A 19,681-nucleotide genomic window follows, 5' to 3' on the forward strand; every position below is an offset into this window, starting at 1 on the left:
CTACCTAAAGCAGATGACCGCCGCCCTCTCCCCCCGGCCCTCCCCAAAGGAAGTCTCGCAGCTGGAAGACAGCGCCCAATCGGCGGCGCGCCTCCTGAAGCTGCTGGCCAGTGAACAGCGACTGCTGCTGCTGTGCCGCCTGGTCGAGGGAGAGGTATCGGTGGGCGTATTGGCCGAACATGCCAGGCTGGCCCCGTCCGCCGCCTCGCAGCACCTCGCCAAAATGCGGGCCGAGGGTCTGGTGGCGACCCGTCGCGAAGCTCAGACCATCTACTACCGGCTGGACGATCCGGCGGCAGTCCGGGTCCTGGACACCCTGTGCGACATCTACGGCGCTCCGGCGGCCCGCTAGAAACCGAGCGCCCGCCAGGCGACGTAGGCGGCGACCGACAGGACCAGGCCGGCGAAGAGGCGTCGGGCGAGCACGACCCGGCCCGCGAGTAGGGCGGCGCCGCGCACGCCCAGGGCCCCACCGCCCAGGCCACCGAGGATGAAGATCCCCGCGACGGGCCAGTTCACCTGGTCCGACAGGGCATAGTTCAGCGACGTGGCCGCGCCGAATACCGACACCGACAGGAGCGAGGACGCCGCCGCATTGGCGAGGGTCATGCCCGTCGCGGCCATCAGCCCGGGCACGATCAGGAAGCCACCGCCGATTACGAAGAAGCCTGCCGCCAGGCCCGTAAGCACGCCAAGCGGGGCCAGCTTCATCATCAGCGGCAGGGTGATCCGAACGTTCGGATCCCCCTCGGACCTAGGGCTCCGCAGCATGGAGAGCGCGATGGCCGCCATCGCCGCGGCGAAGAACAGCAGCAGCCTTTGCCCATCGACCGCCTTCGCGAGGCTCGATCCCAGGAACGAGCCTAGCAGGCCCGCGCCCGCGAACACGGTCGCGCAGGGCCATTTGACCCGGCCCCCGCGACCGTGGCCGAGAAGGTTGATCGCCGCATTGACTGCGACGGCTGCAGCCGAGGTCCCGATCGCCACGTGAGGGTCGCGGACGCCCACGACATACAGCAGCAGCGGCGTCGCCAGGACCGATCCTCCGCCGCCGAACAGGCCCAGCAGCGCGCCGACCAGGGCGCCGCTCATCAAGGCCGAGACGAGCATGAAGACGGACATGGTGGGGATCACCGATCAGGCTTGTATATGCATATATTCGCATATATGTTATCTCCCGCCGATGCAACCCGGGAGTTTCCGATGCGCGACCTGACCGCCCCACCCGACCCCGCCGCTATGCGCGCCGTCGCGATCGTCGAGGCTGCGCGCGCCGATTCAAGCCGGCGTCCCCAGGTGAAGGCTTTCTTCGACGAGGACACCTTCACGGTCAGCTATGTGGTCCGGGACCCGGGCTCGACCGCCTGCGCCATCATCGACAGCGTGCTGGACTACGACCCCGCGTCGGGCCGCACCTCGCATGCCTCCGCGGACGGGGTGGCGGCCTACGTCCGGGCGGAAGGCCTCGACGTGGTCTGGCAGTTGGAGACCCACGCCCACGCCGATCACCTGTCGGCCGCACCCTATCTGCAGTCGGCCCTGGGCGGCCGGCTGGCGATCGGCGCGCAGATCGTGCGGGTCCAAGACACGTTCGGAAAGCTGTTCAACGCCGGCCCCGCCTTCGCGCGGGACGGGCGGCAGTTCGACCACCTGTTCCAGGACGGCGAGAGCTTCGGCCTCGGCGGGCTTGAGGCCATTGCCCTGCACGTCCCCGGCCATACGCCCGCCTGCCTGGCCTATGTCATCGGCGATGCCGTCTTCGTCGGCGACACGCTGTTCATGCCGGACTATGGCACCGCGCGCTGCGACTTCCCGGGAGGCGACGCGGCGACCCTGTACCGCTCGATCCAGCGCCTGCTGGCGCTGCCCGACGCGACCCGCGTCTTCCTGTGCCACGACTACAAGGCGCCGGGGCGCACCGAGTTCGTCTGGGAAACCACCATCGGCGATCAGCGGCGCGACAACATCCACGTGCACGCTGGCGTCAGCGAAGCCGAATTCGTGGCGCTGCGTGAGGCCCGGGACCGGTCGCTCGACATGCCGCGCCTGATCCTGCCCTCGGTGCAGGTGAACATGCGCGGAGGGCGCATGCCGGAGCCAGAAGACAACGGCGTCCGCTACCTGAAGATCCCGCTCGACGCGGTGTGAGCCACAGGAGGCAAGCCGCCAGCCCGCCCCGGTCAGTCCGCCACGGCGGGACCGTACTGCAGGCCGTTGAAGAGGAACTTGAAGGCGGCGTGGGACTGGGCGCGCTGGGCGACTTCCGGGCCCATCAGGAAGAGCTTGCCCTTGCCCACATCCATATCCACCACCGCACCGGCTCCGGCCAACTTCTCCTGACCGACCGCCCAGCCGCTGCGCAAGACGTCGCCTTTCGGATACCAGGCGGCGCGGGTCCCTACCCCGGGCGCGAAGGCCGGACTGCGGTCGAAGAAGACGGCCATGGTCGCGGGCGCGCCGTAGGCGAGCGGCTGGCTGTTGTCGACCGAGACCTCCAACAGGGAGCCGGGAATGTAGAAGTCGTTGCGGGGCAAGGGCTTGCCGTCGGCGCCGTTCAGCGCGCTGGGCGCGGCGACGCCGACCATCTCGGCCAGGCGGGTGGAGTTGCCGATAGCCACCACCGCCCCGCCCGATCGCAGGAAGGCGGCAAGCTGAGGCGCGGTCTTGTCCTTGCTGATCTCTCCCAGCCAGGCGCGGAACTCGGCCGGGATATCCTCGGGCTTCGGCTGCCGGCCGTAACCGCCCCCTTCGTCGCTGCCCAAGACGTTGTTGGCGAAGACCAAGACGTCGAAGTCCTTGCCGAGGTCGCCGGCGTCGAGGCGCTGGGGATAGACGACGGTGTAGTCGAACTCGTACTGCTCCATCAGCCAGCGGGTCCAGCCGGCCGGCATGTTGCCGCCGTAGCGGTCCACCACGCCGACGCGGACCGGCTTCAGCTTGAGCTTCTCGCCCGCAGGCGCCGCCGACATCGCATGGACGGTGAGGCCCAGGTCGTGGGCCGCGGTCTGCACGATGACCCGGTTGGCGGGGGTCGCCGGAATCCACAGTGCGCCCGGCGCCAGGGTCCTGCCGCCCACCTTGGCGGGCGCCTTCAGCCAATAGACGCCCTGCCCCGCCTTCAGCAGCCGGTTGGACAGGATGAAGCTGTCGTTGGTCTCGTGGCTGACCAGGTACCCCGCGCGGCCCGAGCCGACGATCCGGCCCGGCGGCGGCGCCATGACGTCAGCGACCGGCTCGAACGGGCCGTCGAAGCCGTCGAGCACGCGGTCGAACTTCACGCCCATCTGCAGGGCCAAGGTGTAGCCGGTGGAATCGTAGGGCGGGATCGGCGGGCCGCCGGGATAGGCGAAGTCGTGCGGGTGGTCCTGGGGCTCGAACATGTCGAGCACGTGGGGCCGGTAGGCCTGGTCGGCCTTCACCACGTACGAGCCCGCGGGATAGGCGCGGCCGGCGACGGCGAATGGCTTGGTCGCCCGGTGGACGTCAACGCCCGTCTTGATCAGGGCGTTCAGGAACTTCACCGCCGTCGGCAGGTCGGCCTGGTCCGCCGGGATGATGTAGCCGCGGGGATCGCGCCGGGCGGGATCCTGCAGCACGGTCTTGTAGAGTTCGGGATCCAGGCCGGCGGTGCGGCCGGAGCCGACCAACGGCTTGCCCTTGGCGGCGGCCTCGAGGGCCTCGATCCGCTTCGGCGTGATCGTCCAGCTGTCCTGGCGCCCGCGCCGGATCGAGTTGTCGCCCATCCGCCAGATGTTCAGCAGCAGGCGCTCGCGATTGCGGGAGGCGTAGTCCAGCACTGCGCGGTTCAGGCTCAGCGAATAGTCGATCGACTGGCGGAAGCGCCACGGCTGCGGCGCGATGGGCGCCGGCAGGTCGTTGCGGGCGATCTGGTTCCGCGCCACCAGCGGGATGGCCATGGGCGTGGGGTGGCCGGTGATCTCGGTCAGCAGGCCCACGGCGTTGTGGAAGTAGGTGACCGAGCGCTCCATCCCGTTGTTCCAGGTGGAATAGGTGGCGCCGCTGCGCATCGTCGACCCCGCCTTGCCCTCGCTGATCAGCCGGCTGTGCATCGCCGCGCCGACCTCGCTCAGGGTCGACATCACCAGGGGGTCGTAATTGTAGTTGAAGGGGTCGCGGAACGGCGGCACGAACACCACCGTCCCGCCCGGCGCGGTCTGGTGGTGGTTGTAGATGATCTGGGGGAACCACTCTCGGAAGAAGATCCGATTGACGTTGGTCGTCTCCTTCATCGCAGACATGTAGTAGTCGCGATTGTTGTCGTGGCCGATGTACTTCTGGTAGAGCCGCGGCAGGCTGGAAAACTCGCGCTTCTTCTCGTCCGCGTGGCGCATGTACCAGTTCGACACCAGTTCCATGCCGTCCGGGTTCACCTGGCCGAACAGGATGATGACGTCGTCCAGGGTCCGCTTCGTCTCGGGGTCGTCCCGGGTCAGCATCTCATGCAACGCGGCGATCAGCGCCTGCGGCGGCACGGTCTCGGTGGCGTGCAGGCCGCCGTCGATCCAGATGACAGCCTTGCCTTCGGCGGCCAGCGCCTTCGCCTCGGTCTCGCTGACGCCCTCGGCCTTGGCCAGCTTTCGGGCGATCTCGCGGTAGCGGTCCAGGCGGGCCAGGTTGGCCGGCGAGGAGACGATGGCCATGTACTCGCGCCGACCCTCCTCAGTGGGGCCGATGTCGACCAGCTTCATGCGGTCGGACTGGCCGGCGACGGTTTTGAAATAGGCTTCGAGCTGCGTGTAGTTGGCCAGGAAGTAGTCGTCGCCGATGTCGTGGCCGAACGCCTCCTTCGGCGAGGTCACGGGACCGGCCGCCTGGGCGAGCGGCGCCAGCGACATCGACAGCAGCGCGAGCGCTGCGGCGGCGCCTTTGAGCACGCGGTTCAAGCTCATGAGCCTTCTCCATTCCTCTCGCGCGGACGCCCGGGGTCGGGAAGGCCAGCCCCGATTCCATGCCGCGAAGACGTACGCGGGTCCAGCCCGGGAAGACATTCACGCGCAAGAGAGTGAACGTTGACAGCGTCAGGCCCGGATCGCATGCTCCCCTCACAGCACCGGCGCCAATGACCGGAGCTACGAGAGAGGGATGGAAACGATGAAGGCGCTTCTACTCGGGTCGGCCTGCGCGGCGACCCTCGGCGCGGCCGTGCCTGCGTTGGCTCAGACCCCGCCCGTAAACCCCAGGGCGACCGACGTTGGGGAAGTGATCGTCACCGCGACGCGGCGCAGCGAGCGGCTGCAGGATGTTCCGCTGAGCGTGACCGCCTATTCGCAGGAGGCGCTCACCGCCAAGGGCATCGTCGGCTACGAAGGCCTGGCGGTGGAGACGCCGGGCGTGGTGCTGAACCGGCCCAGCGCCAACTTCAACAACTTCACGGCGCGCGGCATCGCGACCAACGGCTACGGCGCCAACCTGCAGAGCACCGTAGCGGTCTACATCGACGAGCTCCCGATCTCCACGATCGGCAACACGACCGTCATGGACCCGAACCTCTACGACGTGGAGCGGGTGGAATTCCTGCGCGGGCCGCAGGGCACGCTGTTCGGCTCTGGCTCGCTGTCGGGCGCGCTGCGCATCCTGACCCGGAAGCCCGACCTGACCCAGTTCGACGCCTCGGTCCTGGTCGACTACGGGCTGACGGGCTCGGACTCGCTGCGCCAGCGCTACAACGCGATGGTCAACGTGCCGCTCGTGAACGACAAGCTGGCGCTTCGCGCGGTGGGCTTCTACCGCGACGAGGAGGGCTATATCGATAACGTCGGCCTGACCGCGCGGAAGAATTCCAACGACCTCGACGCCTGGGGTGGCCGGGTGGCGCTACTGTGGAAGCCGACCGACCGGACCTCGGTGAAGCTGCTGGCATCGCGCGAGGTCAGCAAGCCGCGCGACTCCTCGACGATCAGCCCGGCCCTGGGCCATGACAAACGCGTGTCGGACAGGCCCGATCTCTTCCAGGGCTGGCTGACCAGCTACAACGCCACCGTCGAGCACCAGTTCGACGGCGCGCAGTTCACCAGTTCGACCACCTGGTCCGAGTTCAACCAGAAGTTCTACGTCGATCTCGGCGGCACGTTCGGCAACGCGACCGGAAGTCCGCTCGGCATCGCATTCGGCCTGGACGCCGACGCGTACATGGACACCTTCGTGGAGGAAGCTCGCTTGGCGTCCGATCCGGGAGGCAAGTGGGACTGGGTGATCGGCGGCTTCTACCTCGATCGCCGGATCGACGTTGACTACAATTACCGTTCGCGCCCGGACTATCTGGCGCTTCGGGGCTTCACGGGCCTGCCGGACGAATACTACCAGCGCTTCGGAAACCACACGAATTCGCAGGAACTCGCCGGCTTCGGCGAGGTGACCTACCGGTTCAGCGATCAGCTGTGGGTGACCGGCGGTCTTCGGTACGGCGGGTTCGAGGCCCAAACCATTACGGAGGGCGGCTACAACAGCAACTACCTCACCGCCGCCCTGACGCCCGGCTTCCGCGGACCACTGACCATCACCCAGGTGGCGCCGGCCGTGGGCGTGAAGGCGAAGGAGACCGGTCCCTCATACAAGATCAGCCTCTCGTACAAGCCGAGTTCGGCCATCACCACCTACGCCACCGTCTCCACGGGCTTCCGCACCCCCGTCGTGAACGCCTTCGCCGGGCGGGTCAGCGTGGTGAACCCCAACGACATCGTCATCCCCGCGGGCGCCGATTCCGACGACCTCACGAACTACGAGATCGGCCTCAAGGGCCGCTGGCTGAACGGGCGGCTGACGACCAACCTCGCCGCCTACTGGATCGACTGGGAGAATATCCAGGTCCAGGCGAACCGCGTGTCCGACTCGGTGCAGTTCGCCACCAACATCGGCAAGGCGGTCAGCCGCGGCCTCGAGTTCGAGGTCATCGCCCTGCCGGCCGAGGGCCTGACGGTGGGCGTCAACGGCGCCTTCAACGAAGCCGAGGTCACCAAGCTCACGCCCACCGAAGCCGCCATTTCCGGCGCCGGAGAAGGCGTGCGCCTGGCCTCACCCCGCTTCCAGGGCGCGGCCTACTTCAACTACGGCTTCGACCTGACGCCGGAGGCCCGCGCAAACGTGTCGGCCGTGGTCCAGCGGGTGGGCAAGTATCCGGGGCTGTTCCCGTACATCCCGGGCCGGCCGGGCGTGCTCCAGTCGACCTACGCCTACACGGAGGCCTACACGAACCTGAACGCGACGTTCGCCGTGGCCCTCGATAAGCTGACCGTCGCGACCTACGTCGAGAACCTCTTCGACAGCCGCAAGATCACCTACGTGCACCCCGAGGCGTTCCTCGCCAGCCGGTTCGCGGAGCAGCGCCCGCGCACGGTGGGCGTGCGCGTGGGCTACGACTTCTAGGCATGGCGCACAGTCCTCATGCGCCTGCCGCGGCGGGGTTGGACGAGAGCCCCGCCGCGGCCGTGAAGCCGGCGGCGGGGGCCTGGCCTGTCCTGGCGATCCTCTGCTTCGTGTATGTGCTGAACTTCCTGGACCGGCAGCTGCTGTCGATCCTGGCGAAGCCCATCCAGGACGAGCTCGGCGTCACCGACGGCCAGCTCGGCCTGATCAGCGGTCTCTATTTCGCGCTGTTCTACTGCCTGATCTCGATCCCGGTCGGCTGGCTTGCCGACCGGACGAACCGGGTGCGCGTGCTGGCGGCCGCCTGCGGCCTCTGGAGCGCCGCCACCATGGCTTGTGGGCTGTCGGCTAACTATCCGCAGCTCGTGCTCGCCCGGATGACCGTGGGCGTCGGCGAGGCGGGCGGGGGGCCGCCGTCGTACGCGATCATCACCGACTACTTCCCGCCCGGGCGCCGCGGCACGGCGCTCGGCCTCTTCAACCTCGGCCCGCCCATCGGCCAGGCGATGGGCGTCGCGTTCGGCGCGGCGATCGCAGCGGCCTACAGCTGGCGGATGGCGTTCATCATCCTGGGCGCCGTCGGGCTCGTGGCCGCCCTGGTGGTCCTGCTCGGCGTCCGCGAACCGGAACGCGGCGGCCTCGACCGCGCAGCGGGCGTCCCGCCGAAGTCCACGGGCGGTCAGGCCGGCTTCTGGCCGACGGTGCGCAACTTCTTCTCGACGCCCGCCCTGCTGCTGGTCGCCCTGGCCAGTGCGGCGACACAGATCGTCACCTATGGCGCCGGCAACTTCACGACGCTTTTCCTGATGCGGGAAAAGGGCATGACCCTTCAGGACGTATCGCTGTGGTACGCCCTGGTGGTGGCCGTCGGCATGGGAGGCGGCATCTTCGTCTCCGGCCGGGTGATCGACCGGTTCACGCGGAAGGCCAAGACGGCCTATGCCTTGGCGCCGGCGATCTCGCTGTCCCTCGCCATCCTGCCCTACCTGGCGTTCGTGTGGGCGCCGAGCTGGCCCTTGGCCCTGGCGTTCCTGCTGGGACCCACCTTCCTGAACTATTTCTACCTGTCGTCCGCCGTCGCCCTTGTGCAGGAGGAGGTGGCGCCCGAGCAGCGGGTGCTGTCCGGCGCGCTGCTGCTGCTGGTCATGAATCTGGTCGGGATGGGCGTCGGCCCCACCTTCGTCGGCGCGGTCAGCGACCTGCTCAGGCCCGACCACCCGGACAACTCACTCCAGCTCGCCTTCTATGCGCTCGCCCCGGTCTACCTGGTGGCGGTGGCCCTCTTCCTGGCCCTGGCCCGCGTGCTGAAGCGCGAAGAGGCGCGCGCATGATCGATGGCGAAGATCGAGGCGAGAGGCGGCGGCGCGCCGCGGGTCGGCCGCGCGCCGGGAGCGTCGACTTGACGGGCTCCACGGTGCGGCGGAAAGAACGCGACGTGCCCGAGACCTCCCGCCCCCGCCGCGTATCGAAGAAGGCCGAGCAGCGGGCGGAATCGATCGAGCAGATCCTCGACGCGGCGGAGTATCTGTTCTCAAGGCATGGCCTGTACGGCGTCACCCTGAAGGACGTCGCCCAGCGGGTGGGCGTGCACCACACGCTGATGAACTACTATTTCGAGGACAAGAAGACGCTGTTCGACGCCGTGTTCGCCCGGCGCGCGGCCGTCACCAGCGAGCGGCGCATGAACGCCCTGGACGCGTACGATGCCGCGACGGGGGGCAAGCCGACCGTGGAGGGCGCCCTTCACGCCTTCCTCGACACCGACCTCGACCTCTACATCCAGGGCGGCGAAGGGTGGAAGAACTACGGCGCACTGGGGGCGCTGGTTGCCAATACGCCGGAGTGGGGGGCCGAGCTGATGGACCAGCATTTCGATCCGGTCGTGCTGCGGCTGATCGAGCTCCTCAAGAAGGCCCTCCCCGACAGCGCCGAAGAAGACATCTTCTGGGGCTACCACTTCGTGACCGGCGCCCTGATGGTGACCCTCGCCCGCACCGGACGCATCGACAAGCTGTCCGGCGGAGTCTGCAAGTCCGAAGACTTCCCCGCCATCCAGCAGCGGATGGCGCGCTTCATGGCCGCGGGCTTCCTCGAAATCTGCAACGCCCGCGGCGCGGCTCGCGCCGGCTGACCGCCTCGTTCCAGACATCCACAGCTCAGCCGCGGCTGAATGGACCTTTCAGGGTCAAACCACGCGCGCTAGTTGCCATAGTGCGCATGGCCCGCTCCCCTGTAACTGGACAGAGGCGTCCCACCGGCGCGGCCGACAATGAAGAAGGTGCCGAAGTGCGTCATGTCACCGGGTTCGACGGTCGCGAGGATGTCGCCGGCGGATTCAGCCCCGGTCCGCGAGGCTGACCGGTGCCGCGCGGCCGGGTCGCCGTCATCGCCTATCGTTGCCTCGGCATCGCGGCCGTCGCTCTGGCCGCTGCCGGCGTCGTCCTGCCGATCCTGCCGACGACACCATTCCTGCTGGTGGCTCTCTGGGCGTTCGCGCGCGGCGCACCGGGCTGGGCCGAGCGCATCCGCCGCCATCGGCGCTTCGGCCCCATGGTCCGCGACTGGGAAGAGAGGGGCGCCATCCCGCGAAAGGCGAAGGCCACGGCCATCGTGTTCATGGCGGGAAGCTGGGCGCTGCTGGCCTTCGCCGCCGCCGGCCCGATCGTGCTGGGCGCGACCGGCGCCGTGCTGGCGACCGTGGCCGTCTTCATCCTGACGCGGCCGTCGGGTTGAGCGCCCTACTCCGCGGCGAGCGGCGCATCGCCCTTGCGCCATGCCCGGACGCGCTCACCGTGCCGGCCGATCTCGAGTCGCGCGATCGAACGGAGATGCACCTCGTCCGGACCGTCGGCGAGACGAAGCGCGCGCATGCCCGCATAGGCGCGGGCCAGGCCGAAGTCCTCGGACACGCCGGCGCCGCCGTGCGCCTGGATCGCTGCATCGATCACGCGGAGCGCCGCGCGCGGGGCGGCGACCTTGATCATGGCGATCTCGAGCTGGGCCGCCTTGTTGCCCGCCCGATCCATCATGTCGGCCGCCTTCAGGCAGAGGAGCCGGCTCATCTCGATGTCGAGCCGCGCTTCGCCGATGCGCTGTTCCCAGACCGACTGGTCGGCGAGCCGCTTGCCGAAGGCCACCCGGGACAGGAGCCGGTCGACCATCTTCTCCAGCGCCACCTCGGCGGCGCCAATAGTGCGCATGCAGTGGTGGATGCGTCCGGGGCCCAGGCGACCCTGAGCGATCTCAAAGCCGCGGCCCTCGCCGAGGATCAGGTTCTCCGCCGGCACGCGGACGTCGCGCAACACCACCTCGGCGTGGCCGTGCGGCGCGTCGTCGTAGCCGAAGACCGGTAGCATCCGCACGACCTCGATCCCCGGCGTGTCCATGGGGACCAGGATCTGCGACTGCTGGGTATGACGCGCCGCGCCTTCGTCGGTCTTGCCCATCACGATGGCGACCTTGCAGCGCGGATCGCCGACCCCGGACGACCACCACTTGCGGCCGTTGATCACATAGTCGTCGCCATCGCGGCGGATCACCGTCTGGATGTTGGTCGCGTCCGACGAGGCGACGTCCGGCTCGGTCATCAGGAACGCGGAGCGGATCTCGCCGTCCAGCAGGGGCTTCAGCCAGCGGGCCTTCTGCGCGGCCGTTCCGTAGCGATGCAGCACCTCCATGTTGCCCGTGTCGGGCGCGGAGCAGTTGAAGACCTCGGACGCAAACCCCACGCGTCCCATCTCCTCGGCGCACAGGGCATATTCGAGATTGTTGAGGCCCGCTCCGTGGTACTCGCCTTCGTCGTGCTCGGACGGCGGCAGGAACAGGTTCCAGAGCCCCTCGGCGTAGGCGCGCGCCTTGAGCTCCTCGACGACGGGGATGACCGCCCAGCGGGCGGCCCCTTCGCGCTGCGTTTGCTGATGGTAGGTGGCCGCGGCCGGGTAGACGTGGGCGAGCATGAAATCGCGGACGCGATCACGCCAGGCGGTCTGCCGTTCGGAAAGCCTGAAATCCACGGTCGCGTCTCCACCCTATTGTTTCGTCCGGCAGGCGCCCGCCACGGCCTGGACTTGAGGGACAAGTGAGCTGGGTAGACCGCAGCGGGCCATGCAGGATGCGCTCTCACGCAGGCCGAAGCATATGATCGGGCCGGTCGCGGACCTTGATCTTCCTCAAGCTGGCGCCGAACAAGAAAACGGCCCCACGCGCTTGCGCAGGGCCGTAGAGGGGGATCGTCATGTCGATAGTCTGCTTGCGCCGCGATCACCTCCGTTGCTTGCCTGTCTTCACGTTAGCGGAGCGCCCGGGCCGGGGGTTTGATGGGGGTCAAGCCAGACCGCCAACTGGCTCAAGCGAGGGTCAGGTCGCCTCGTCCGCCAGCGCCTGCAGCACCTCCGCCGACACCTGGCGACGCACGGACTCCGGGTTGCGGTAGACCGCGCTGTTGGCGCCATGCTCGAAGCATTCGACGGCGTCGATCCAGCAGCGGCCTTTCGTCTGGGCCGCGATCATGGGCTGGGCGGTCTCGAACACGTACTGGGCGATCCGCTCGCAACTGGTGGCCGGCAGCAGCCGCACATTGGCGAGGCCCAGTTCGGCCAGCCGCAGGAGTTCGGCCCGATCGGGATCGTCCCGCGCGACGAGGAGCGCGTGGTCGAAAGTCTCATGGAGCCAGCTGCGGATCGGGCCGAAACCGCCTGCCCCGAAATCCACCACCCAACCCCGATGATCGAGCTGCTCGGCGGCGAAGGTGAATCGGAACCCCAGGGAATATCCGTGCAGCAGCTGGCACTGGCTGTCGGCCGCCCACTGCCGCAGGGCGCAGGAAAGCCCGCGGTCCGCCCCGTAGGTCTTGGTCGAGAAGAACGCCATTTGCCGGACACTCCGCTCCGACACGGTAGGTCATTGGGACCCGCCACCCATTGATCGCGGTCAAGGTCGGGATCAGCGCCCCTGCGTCACCCGGACCGGACTGGCGGCGGAGGCGACGGGGGCAGCGGCCGAGGCAAGCAGAAGGGCGCTGAAGAACGCCACCACCACCGAACTGGTCCGGCGGATCGTCAGCCCTCCGCCGCCGCGCGCGCCCGCCCGGACGGCGGCGCCAAGCGCGACCCAGACGCTCCCCGCCAGGGCCATCAAGGCGAACAGAACCATGAGGTAGGGTTCGACCAGGTCGACCACTCCGATCGACCGGGGCGGCAAGATGACAAAGACGAAGATGAGCGCTTTCGGATTGCTGAGCGTCGCAAGGAAGACCCGCCCCCAGGTGATCGCCCCCTGGCTGTCCGCCTGAGGCGCCGTCCAGATGCGCCAGGCGGTGTAGGCCAGGTACACGGCGCAGGCGATCCGCAGGAGCGGCCGCAACCAGGCCATAGACTCCACCACGGGCGCCACGAACGCCTCCAGGACGAGGATCGCCGCGCCATAGCCCAGCAGCTCGGCGGCGATGAGCGGGGCCGCCCGCCGCGCGCCAAGCATCGCACCGGCGGCGGCCAGCAGAGTGTTGGTTGGCCCGGGGGTCAGCAGCAGCAACGCTGCGGCGAGCACGAAGGCGTCCAGTTCGATCACGGCCCGCTCCCCTTCCCGCCTCAGTCGGCCAACTCGAGGCCGGCGTAACGGTCCACGAAGTCCTGGTGGCTGGGCATGCGGGCCACGGCGCGGTCAATGTTGCCTTTCAGGTCGTCGAGGGCCCGGCGCAACTGCTCGGGCGGCATGAGCGCACCCATCAGATGGTGGCTGGCCGGCCGGATCCTTTGGCCCAGCATCACTTGCAGCCAGGAGTCCACCAGGAACAGCTCGCCGGGCACGTGATAGACCTGGGCCGTCTCGCGGAAGAGCTGGATCCGCTCGGCCAGGGAGGCCGGAATCTCCATGGTGCGGCAGCGGTTCCAGTACGGCGTGTCGGTCCGCTCAGTGGCGTTGTAGTGGAGGATGATGAAGTCCCGGATCCGCTCGATCTCCTGGTTCGCCAGGAAATTGAACCGGGTCGTCAGGGCGTCGTTGACGCCGGTGAACGGGAAGAGCTGCAACAGCCGCGTCACCGCGATCATGATCATGTGCAGCGACGTGGCCTCCAGCGGCTCGATGAAGCCCGCGGCCAGGCCGATGGCCACGCAGTTCTTGTCCCAGGCCTTGCGACGGCGGCCCGGGCGGAAGCGCAGCTGCCACGGGTCGGTGAGCCGCTCGCCCTTGAGCTGGCCCAGCAGGCTGCTGGAGGCCTCGTCGTCCGACATGAAGTCGCTGCAGTAGACCCAGCCGTTCCCTTCGCGATGCTGCAGCGGGATCCCCCATTGCCAGCCGGCGGTGTGGGCGATGGCGCGGGTGAGCGGCATGGCTGGATCGCGCGTGCGAGTCTGCACGGCCACGGCGCGATCGTTCGGCAGCCATTGGCCCCAGTCTTCGAAGCCGGCCTTCAATGTCTGCTCGATCAGCAAGCCGCGGAACCCGGTGCAGTCGATGAACAGGTCGCCCTCGACCCTCTCGCCTGACTCCAGGACCAGGGCGGTGATGTGGCCGGTCTGCGGGTGCTGCTGGACCTCTTGGATCTTGCCCTCGACGCGCCGGACGCCCTTGTTCTCGCAGCGCTTGCGGAGGTAGCGGCCGAAGCGGGTGGCGTCGATATGATAGGCGTAGTTCACCGGCGCATCGTCGGCCGTGTAGAACTTGCCCTCCTCGGACGCCCGCAGCTCGAGGCAGTAGTCGCCCAAGTCGCCGCCGAACCCCTGCGCCTTGGCGTGCAGCCACAGGTGATGGAAGTGCGCCATCAGGGTGGATTTCCCCACCTGGCCGAAGGAGTGGATGTAGCGGTCGCCGACCTGGCCCCAGTTTTCGAACAGGATGCCCAGCTTGAAGGTCGCCCCCGTCTCCCGCATGAACTCGCGCTCGTCGAGGCCGAGCAGATGGACGAAGGTGCGCGCGGTCGGGATGGTCGATTCCCCGACGCCCACCGTGCCGATGGCGTCGGACTCCACCAGGGTGATGTCGAGCAGGGCGCCGAGCTGGGTGGACAGCCCGGCGGCGGCCATCCAGCCCGCCGAACCGCCGCCCGCCACGACGACCTTCTTCACGACCTGTCCTTGCATCGTCTCCCCCTTGGGTCCGGGCTTCATCTGTTGAGCCGGTTCAGCAGTTGGGCGCGCAGACGCCGGGCCTTCATCTCATCCAGCGGGCCCAAAGGGCCCTGCGCCGGTCCAGGCAGATGCTCTCGGGCGCGATCCGGCGGACCGAAGACGTAGAAGTCGAAGAGCGTCTTCCAGGCCTGCTTCTCGTGCTCGGGCCGCTCTCGGAGGCTGAGCAGGCCGTGCAGCAAGGTGGTCTGCGGCGTGTCGATGAACCGCGGCGAGGGGTTCCACCAGTAGTTCACCAGGACGTTGAACGCCTCCAGCGCCTCGACCTGATGCCACCAGAGCGCGGGATAGACGAGGACGTCCCCAGGCTCCAACTCGGCGGTCTGCGCCGCGGCGAGGGCCTCCCGGAACCGGGGGAACCGCTCGAAGTCGGGCGCGCGGATATCCACCAGGCTCACCACCTGGCCGCCCGGCGTCGGCTCCAGCGGGCCCGGATAGAGGTTGGCCACCTGATCCGGCGGGAAGAGCGTGAAGCGCCGGCGGCCGGCGACGCAGCAGGCGATGTTGTTCGACATGTCGTAGTGGGCGGCGGCAACCGTGCGGTTGCCGATCCAGATGCTCACCGTCGGCGCGGCGCCGCCGAACGCCGCCGCGTCGAGCCCGAGGTCGTTCTCCGCCCGCAAGCCCGGCAGGTAGGTGTCGATGTCGGTCGAGCCGATGTAGAGCGAAGGCCCCGTCGGATCGTCCAGGCCCTCGGCGATCCGGTCCAGGAAGGCGTCCAGGCGGACCGGCTCGGCCCGGAAGTTCAGGCTGGTCAGGCCCTCGTCGTAGAAGAACCGGCCCTGGATCTCGGGCGCCCCCGTGAAACCCACCACCGGGCGCCCGCTGTCCCGGGCCTTCAGATCCGCAATCAGCGCGCGTGGCGACTCCAGGCCCTTCCGCACCAGGGGCCAGTCGCGCGCCATGCCCCGGAAGATCGTCGGGCGCTGGGCATCGAGCAGCTCATCGAGCGGCACATCGCCGGGCCGCACCCCCTCCAGCTCCTGCGTCGACCGCACCTCCATCAGCGTCCCGCCGACTTGCGCAGCTTGGCGTCGATGAGAGACGAGACGTTGCCGAGCGACGAGAGAACCGCATAAGCGGCCCGCAGCGTTCCCGAGCGGTGCAGACGCTCCAGGTCCTGCCCCGCCACCGCCGCAAGCCGGGCCTCCGAGACGGTGAAGAGTCCGGGGATCACGTAGGCCGTGCCATCCGTGAGCGTCGCTTCCACCTCGACGGGCTCGATGAGCCCGAGCTGGTCCAGCGTCTCGAAGAAGGGGCCGCCGGCCTCCAGTCCGTCGAAGAGGGTCCCCAGCAGCCGGGAGACGTGCTGCAGGTACGGCGCATTTCCCCCGGCCGGCAGGAACAGCGGTTCGCCCTCCGTCCAGCTGACGCGCGGATGGTCGAGGTCGATGTGGATCATGGCCTCGGGCTCGCCGGCGGTCCCGGGACGCGGGGCCTGCAGGACGATGGAGAACGGCCCGCGCTGCTGGGCCGCGGGCACGTAGCGGGCGTTCCAGCCGTCCGCGCCGAGGAACAGGTTCTCGTCCTTGTCGAGCCCCAGAAGGGCGACGGCCTGATAGTCCCCGTTGGCGTCCTGGCGGAAGAAGATCGGGTACTCGCGCTGCAGGTCTTCGAACTCCCTCGGAAAGACCAGCACCTGGTTGACGCTGTCGCCGAACTCCGGCCCGTGCCGGGTGATCACCCGCAGGTCGGCGTGGTCGACGTTGTTGAGCAGCACCTTGTTCGTCATCTCGGCCCCGACGGCCCTCGCCTGCCGCAGGTTAGGGCGAAGAAGGCCGCTGAGAACAGCGGCCTTTCCGACCACCCGGCTGCCCGGGTCAGAACTTGTACCGCGCGCCGAGCAGGTAGCGCGTGTCGAGTTCCTGGGCGAAATAGGGTTGGTCCTTGTCGCGGGCATAGGTCCGCAGGTTCTCCTCGAAGATGTTGATCCCTTCGAAGGTCACGGCGAGGCGTTCATTGACGTCGTAGCTGATGGCGAAGTCCACTTGGGAGAAGGGCTCCACGAAGACGGGATTGCGCGATCCCTGGCGGTTCAGCCGGGCCAGATACTTATCGCGCCAGTTCCAGGACACCCGGGCCGAGATGCCGTACTTCTCGTAGATCAGCGTCACGTTGGCCGTGTCGCTGAGCCCCACAAGGGCGAACTGGTCCTGCCCGGGATCCGCACCGATATCGAAGCCGATGTCGCCGTCCACGAAGGTGTAGGCGCCGGCGATGCCGAGGCCCGTTTCCCCGAAGAAGTGCGCGCCCGCCACCTCGAAGCCCCAGATCTTCGCCGACCGGTTGTTGATCGGCTGGGACACCTGGAAGCTCAGGAGCGGATCGCTGGCGTTGGCGCTGATGTCCACGGCCGCCAGGATCTGGTCGACGAAGGCCTGGTTCAGGTCGCCCAGCGTTCCGCCCGGACCGGCGATCCGGTTGGCCTGGAACTGCGCCCTCGCCGCGTCCACCGAGCCGGTCGTGGTGATCAGCGCCGTCGCGGTGAACAGGTTCACGTCGGTCTGGTTGGCCCCGACCGAATTGAGCAGCTCCCGCGCCTGGCCCGACCGGGTCCCGGCGGCGCCGGAGCTGGGATCGCGCAGGTCGAAGAGCGGCCGGTCGAACGTGCCGACGCCCACGAAGTTGTTCACCCGCTTCTCGAAGACACCCGCCGAAACGAAGCTGCCCGGCTTGTAGTACCACTCGATCGAGACGTCGAAGTTGTCCGAGATCAGAGGCAGAAGGTCGGGGTTGCCGGAACGGCCCAGCGGGATCGCGCCGTTGGCGATGGGCCGGTTCGGCGCCTCGGCCGCAAGGGCGGCGAACAGGTCTGCATAGTCCGGCCGCGCGATCGTGCGGCTGAACGAGGCGCGGGCGACCAGGTCGTCCCGCAGGTCGATCTGGAAGTCGAGCGCCGGCAGCAGGTTGTTATATTTCCCCTTTCCGTCGATCGGCTGATACTGGCTGGAGGTGTCGATCCGGAAGTCGTTGTCGGCCGTCCACACGATGCCCGTGGGAACGCGGACCAGCGAAATCGACTCGACCTTGGTCCGCTCGTAGCGCACGCCGGCCACCATCGAGGCCGGCCGGCCGGCGACCTCGCCCTTCCAGGTGAGCTGGCCGTAGACCGAGAAGATGTCCTCATCAACGCGGTTGTCGCCCTGTTCGGTGATGCCGACGGCGTTGCCGCGCTGAGCGTAGAACGACGACAGGGCGTCGTAGAGGTCGATGGCGTTGGCGCGGAACGCCACGAGGCCTGGGCCGGTCTGCTGGGGATCGAACTCGTCGAACTTGCACGCCAGGCAGAACTCGCTGACCAGGCTGCCCGCGACCCGGGACACGTCGCCCGGGTTGGAGATGCCCCAGCTGCCAAGGTCCTGTTGGGTGTTGACGTTCGACTGCCGCATGCGGGACGCGCGGAAGTTGGCGCCGAAGTCCAGCCGGCTGCCGGCGTCGTCCAGGTCCCAGGTCACGTCGGCCCGGATCTCCTTGATGTCCTGGCTCTGCCGGTGGGCGAAGGTCCGCGCCACCTGGCTGCCCAGGTCACCCACGTCGAGCGCGCCGTTGCCGTTGCCGCGGGGGGCGGCGTCGTTGATCGTCGTGCTCTGAACCGGGATCCGGCCGCTGTAATCCACCGAGTGGGCGGCGATCACCGGCGCGCCGATGGCCACGAGGGTCGCGCTTGCCCCGTTCGAGCCGCCGGGCTTGCTCTGGGCGCGCGAGAGATGGCCGTCCACGGAGATCGAGAGGCGGTCGGTCGCCTGCCATTCGCCGTTCAGGCCGAACGACTGCAGGCTGTCGGTGTTGGCCCGGTACTGCTGCTCGAAGCCGACGTCCTTTACCCCGCTCAGCGTCTCCTGCAGGAAGACTGCCGTCGCCACGGTGGGATTGTCGTCGAAGGTCACCTGGTTGAACGGCCGGTTGAACCAGTTGGTCTGATCGTTCCGTTCCTCATGCGCCTTGTTGCGCGCGTACAGGGCGTCGGCCGTGAGGGTGAAGTTCTCGGTCGGGCGGAATTGCAGGGTGACCTGACCGTTGAAGCGCTCCCGCTCCCCCTCCGAGAAGTGATAGCGGCTGTCGTTCGGGATCGAGACCAGGGTGCTGTGGCTGGACGGCGCGTTGGTGATCTGCGTCGTGCCATCGTTTCTCACGAAGCCGTTGGACGGATTGAGGAAGTCCGCATAGGTGCGGACGTTCCAGTCGTTCGAGGTGGCGCTCCGGCTCGTGAAGTTGCGCTTCTGGTAGCTGCCGAAGATCGAAACGCCGAACCGCTCCTCCTGGTCGGCCCAGTTCAGCAGGCCCGAGACCTCCGGCGTGATCTTGTCGGCGTCCTTGAGGCTCTTCTCGACGCCCGTGTCGTACAGCCCCTTCAGGCTCACGCTGCCCGTGAGGCCCGCCTCCCCATCTAGCGGGCGGCGGGTGCGCACGTTGATGGCGGCCCCGATGCCGCCGGACGGGATGGCCGCCCGGCCGGTCTTGTAGACCTCCAGCGCGCTCACGCCTTCGGAGGCGAGGTTCGAGAAGTCGAACGAGCGACTGGTGCCGCGGGAGTTGTCGGAGTCCTGGTCGCCGCCCACCGTCTGGACATCGGCGGTCGGCATCGTGCGTCCGTTCAGGGTCACCAGGTTGAACCCGCTGCCGAAGCCCCGGACGGTCACCCGCGACCCTTCGCCGTTGGTTCGGTCGATGGACACCCCGGTGATCCGCTGCAGCGACTCCGCCAGGTTCGTATCCGGGAACTTGCCGATGTCCTCGGCCACGATCGCATCCACCACCCCGCTGCTGTTCCGCTTGATCCCCATCGCTTGCTCGATGGAGGCGCGGAACCCGGTGACGACGATCTCTTCGACCTCGCTTTGCGCTGGATCCTTAGTCTGAGCGACGGCCGCCCCCGCAAGCAAAGATGCCGCGATGGAAAGGGCAGATGAAGATGTACGCAGGAAACTACGCCGTTTCATGGATATTCCCCCGTCTGTATCGGATCGGTAAGATCCTGGTTATTATTGCCGCGCAGCATTCTCACACCTCCGCGTCTCGCACGGAGCTTCGAACACTTTCCGTTAGATTATGGTAGCGTTATCATTACTATTTCGATGCCGTCAATCCGGAGATCATGATTTTTCACGCCACCGTCACAATTAACCGACGACAGGCCTGCGAATTCGGCGCGGGCGTCAAATTCCGTGTCGCCC

At 68.1% G+C, this 19,681-nt stretch carries 15 protein-coding genes; 6 read left to right on the forward strand and 9 right to left on the reverse strand.

What is annotated here, in order from left to right:
* Positions 1 to 13: 13 nt before the first annotated feature.
* A complete protein-coding gene (locus A2790_RS01820) occupies positions 14 to 352 on the forward strand; it encodes a metalloregulator ArsR/SmtB family transcription factor (protein WP_293387002.1) in 339 nt (112 codons plus the stop codon).
* Here the strand turns inward: A2790_RS01820 and A2790_RS01825 are convergent.
* A complete protein-coding gene (locus tag A2790_RS01825; RefSeq protein ID WP_293387003.1) occupies positions 349 to 1,122 on the reverse strand; it encodes a sulfite exporter TauE/SafE family protein in 774 nt (257 codons plus the stop codon). The two genes, A2790_RS01820 and A2790_RS01825, sit on opposite strands and share 4 nt — an antisense overlap.
* Before the next feature lie 117 nt (positions 1,123 to 1,239).
* Here A2790_RS01825 and A2790_RS01830 point away from each other — a divergent pair, with 117 nt between their 5' ends.
* The gene (locus A2790_RS01830; protein WP_293387052.1) at positions 1,240 to 2,148 is read left to right on the forward strand and encodes an MBL fold metallo-hydrolase; all 909 of its coding nucleotides are present in this window, start codon (positions 1,240 to 1,242) and stop codon (positions 2,146 to 2,148) included.
* 32 nt (positions 2,149 to 2,180) lie between these two features.
* On the opposite strand, the gene A2790_RS01835 is transcribed toward A2790_RS01830, so the two are convergent.
* The gene (locus tag A2790_RS01835) at positions 2,181 to 4,910 is read right to left on the reverse strand and encodes a M14 metallopeptidase family protein (protein ID WP_293387004.1); all 2,730 of its coding nucleotides are present in this window, start codon (positions 4,908 to 4,910) and stop codon (positions 2,181 to 2,183) included.
* Between the two features lie 202 nt (positions 4,911 to 5,112).
* Between A2790_RS01835 and A2790_RS01840 the strand changes: the two genes are divergently transcribed.
* The 4 genes from A2790_RS01840 (at position 5,113) to A2790_RS01855 (ending at position 10,116) form a co-directional block, all read left to right on the forward strand.
* Complete coding sequence (locus tag A2790_RS01840; RefSeq protein WP_293387006.1) at positions 5,113 to 7,383, forward strand: TonB-dependent receptor; 2,271 nt, start codon at positions 5,113 to 5,115, stop codon at positions 7,381 to 7,383.
* A gap of 2 nt (positions 7,384 to 7,385) precedes the next feature.
* Positions 7,386 to 8,714, forward strand: coding sequence for an MFS transporter (locus A2790_RS01845; RefSeq protein WP_293387008.1), 1,329 nt, complete (start codon positions 7,386 to 7,388; stop codon positions 8,712 to 8,714).
* A gap of 104 nt (positions 8,715 to 8,818) precedes the next feature.
* Positions 8,819 to 9,514: a TetR/AcrR family transcriptional regulator gene (locus A2790_RS01850; protein ID WP_293387010.1), complete on the forward strand. Its 696-nt coding sequence runs from the start codon at positions 8,819 to 8,821 to the stop codon at positions 9,512 to 9,514.
* A gap of 230 nt (positions 9,515 to 9,744) precedes the next feature.
* On the forward strand, positions 9,745 to 10,116 hold the full coding sequence (locus A2790_RS01855; protein WP_293387012.1) for a YbaN family protein: 372 nt from the start codon (positions 9,745 to 9,747) through the stop codon (positions 10,114 to 10,116).
* A 5-nt stretch (positions 10,117 to 10,121) separates the two neighbouring features.
* Here A2790_RS01855 and A2790_RS01860 read toward each other — a convergent pair whose 3' ends face one another.
* From A2790_RS01860 to A2790_RS01890, 7 genes are all read right to left on the reverse strand, one after another.
* Positions 10,122 to 11,396 (reverse strand): acyl-CoA dehydrogenase family protein, encoded by a 1,275-nt coding sequence (locus A2790_RS01860; RefSeq protein ID WP_293387014.1) that lies wholly within the window; start codon positions 11,394 to 11,396, stop codon positions 10,122 to 10,124.
* A gap of 343 nt (positions 11,397 to 11,739) precedes the next feature.
* Positions 11,740 to 12,252 carry a 6-carboxytetrahydropterin synthase gene (locus tag A2790_RS01865; RefSeq protein WP_293387016.1) on the reverse strand — a complete coding sequence of 171 codons (513 nt, stop codon included), beginning with the start codon at positions 12,250 to 12,252 and terminating at the stop codon, positions 11,740 to 11,742.
* A 72-nt stretch (positions 12,253 to 12,324) separates the two neighbouring features.
* Positions 12,325 to 12,948, reverse strand: a complete 624-nt coding sequence (locus A2790_RS01870; RefSeq protein ID WP_293387018.1) for a LysE family transporter — start codon at positions 12,946 to 12,948, stop codon at positions 12,325 to 12,327.
* A gap of 20 nt (positions 12,949 to 12,968) precedes the next feature.
* Entirely contained in the window at positions 12,969 to 14,462 is a 1,494-nt protein-coding gene (locus A2790_RS01875; protein WP_293387020.1) for a tryptophan halogenase family protein, read from the reverse strand.
* 23 nt (positions 14,463 to 14,485) lie between these two features.
* On the reverse strand, positions 14,486 to 15,511 hold the full coding sequence (locus tag A2790_RS01880; protein WP_293387022.1) for a cupin-like domain-containing protein: 1,026 nt from the start codon (positions 15,509 to 15,511) through the stop codon (positions 14,486 to 14,488).
* The gene (locus A2790_RS01885) at positions 15,511 to 16,239 is read right to left on the reverse strand and encodes a SapC family protein (RefSeq protein ID WP_293387024.1); all 729 of its coding nucleotides are present in this window, start codon (positions 16,237 to 16,239) and stop codon (positions 15,511 to 15,513) included. The genes A2790_RS01880 and A2790_RS01885 overlap by 1 nt, the downstream gene beginning before the upstream one ends.
* Positions 16,240 to 16,327: 88 nt before the next feature.
* The gene (locus A2790_RS01890) at positions 16,328 to 19,447 is read right to left on the reverse strand and encodes a TonB-dependent receptor (protein WP_293387026.1); all 3,120 of its coding nucleotides are present in this window, start codon (positions 19,445 to 19,447) and stop codon (positions 16,328 to 16,330) included.
* Between the last annotated feature and the right edge of the window lie 234 nt (positions 19,448 to 19,681).

The organism is Phenylobacterium sp. RIFCSPHIGHO2_01_FULL_69_31, from assembly GCF_001824475.1.
In the GTDB taxonomy this organism is placed as follows: Bacteria; Pseudomonadota; Alphaproteobacteria; order Caulobacterales; family Caulobacteraceae; genus Phenylobacterium.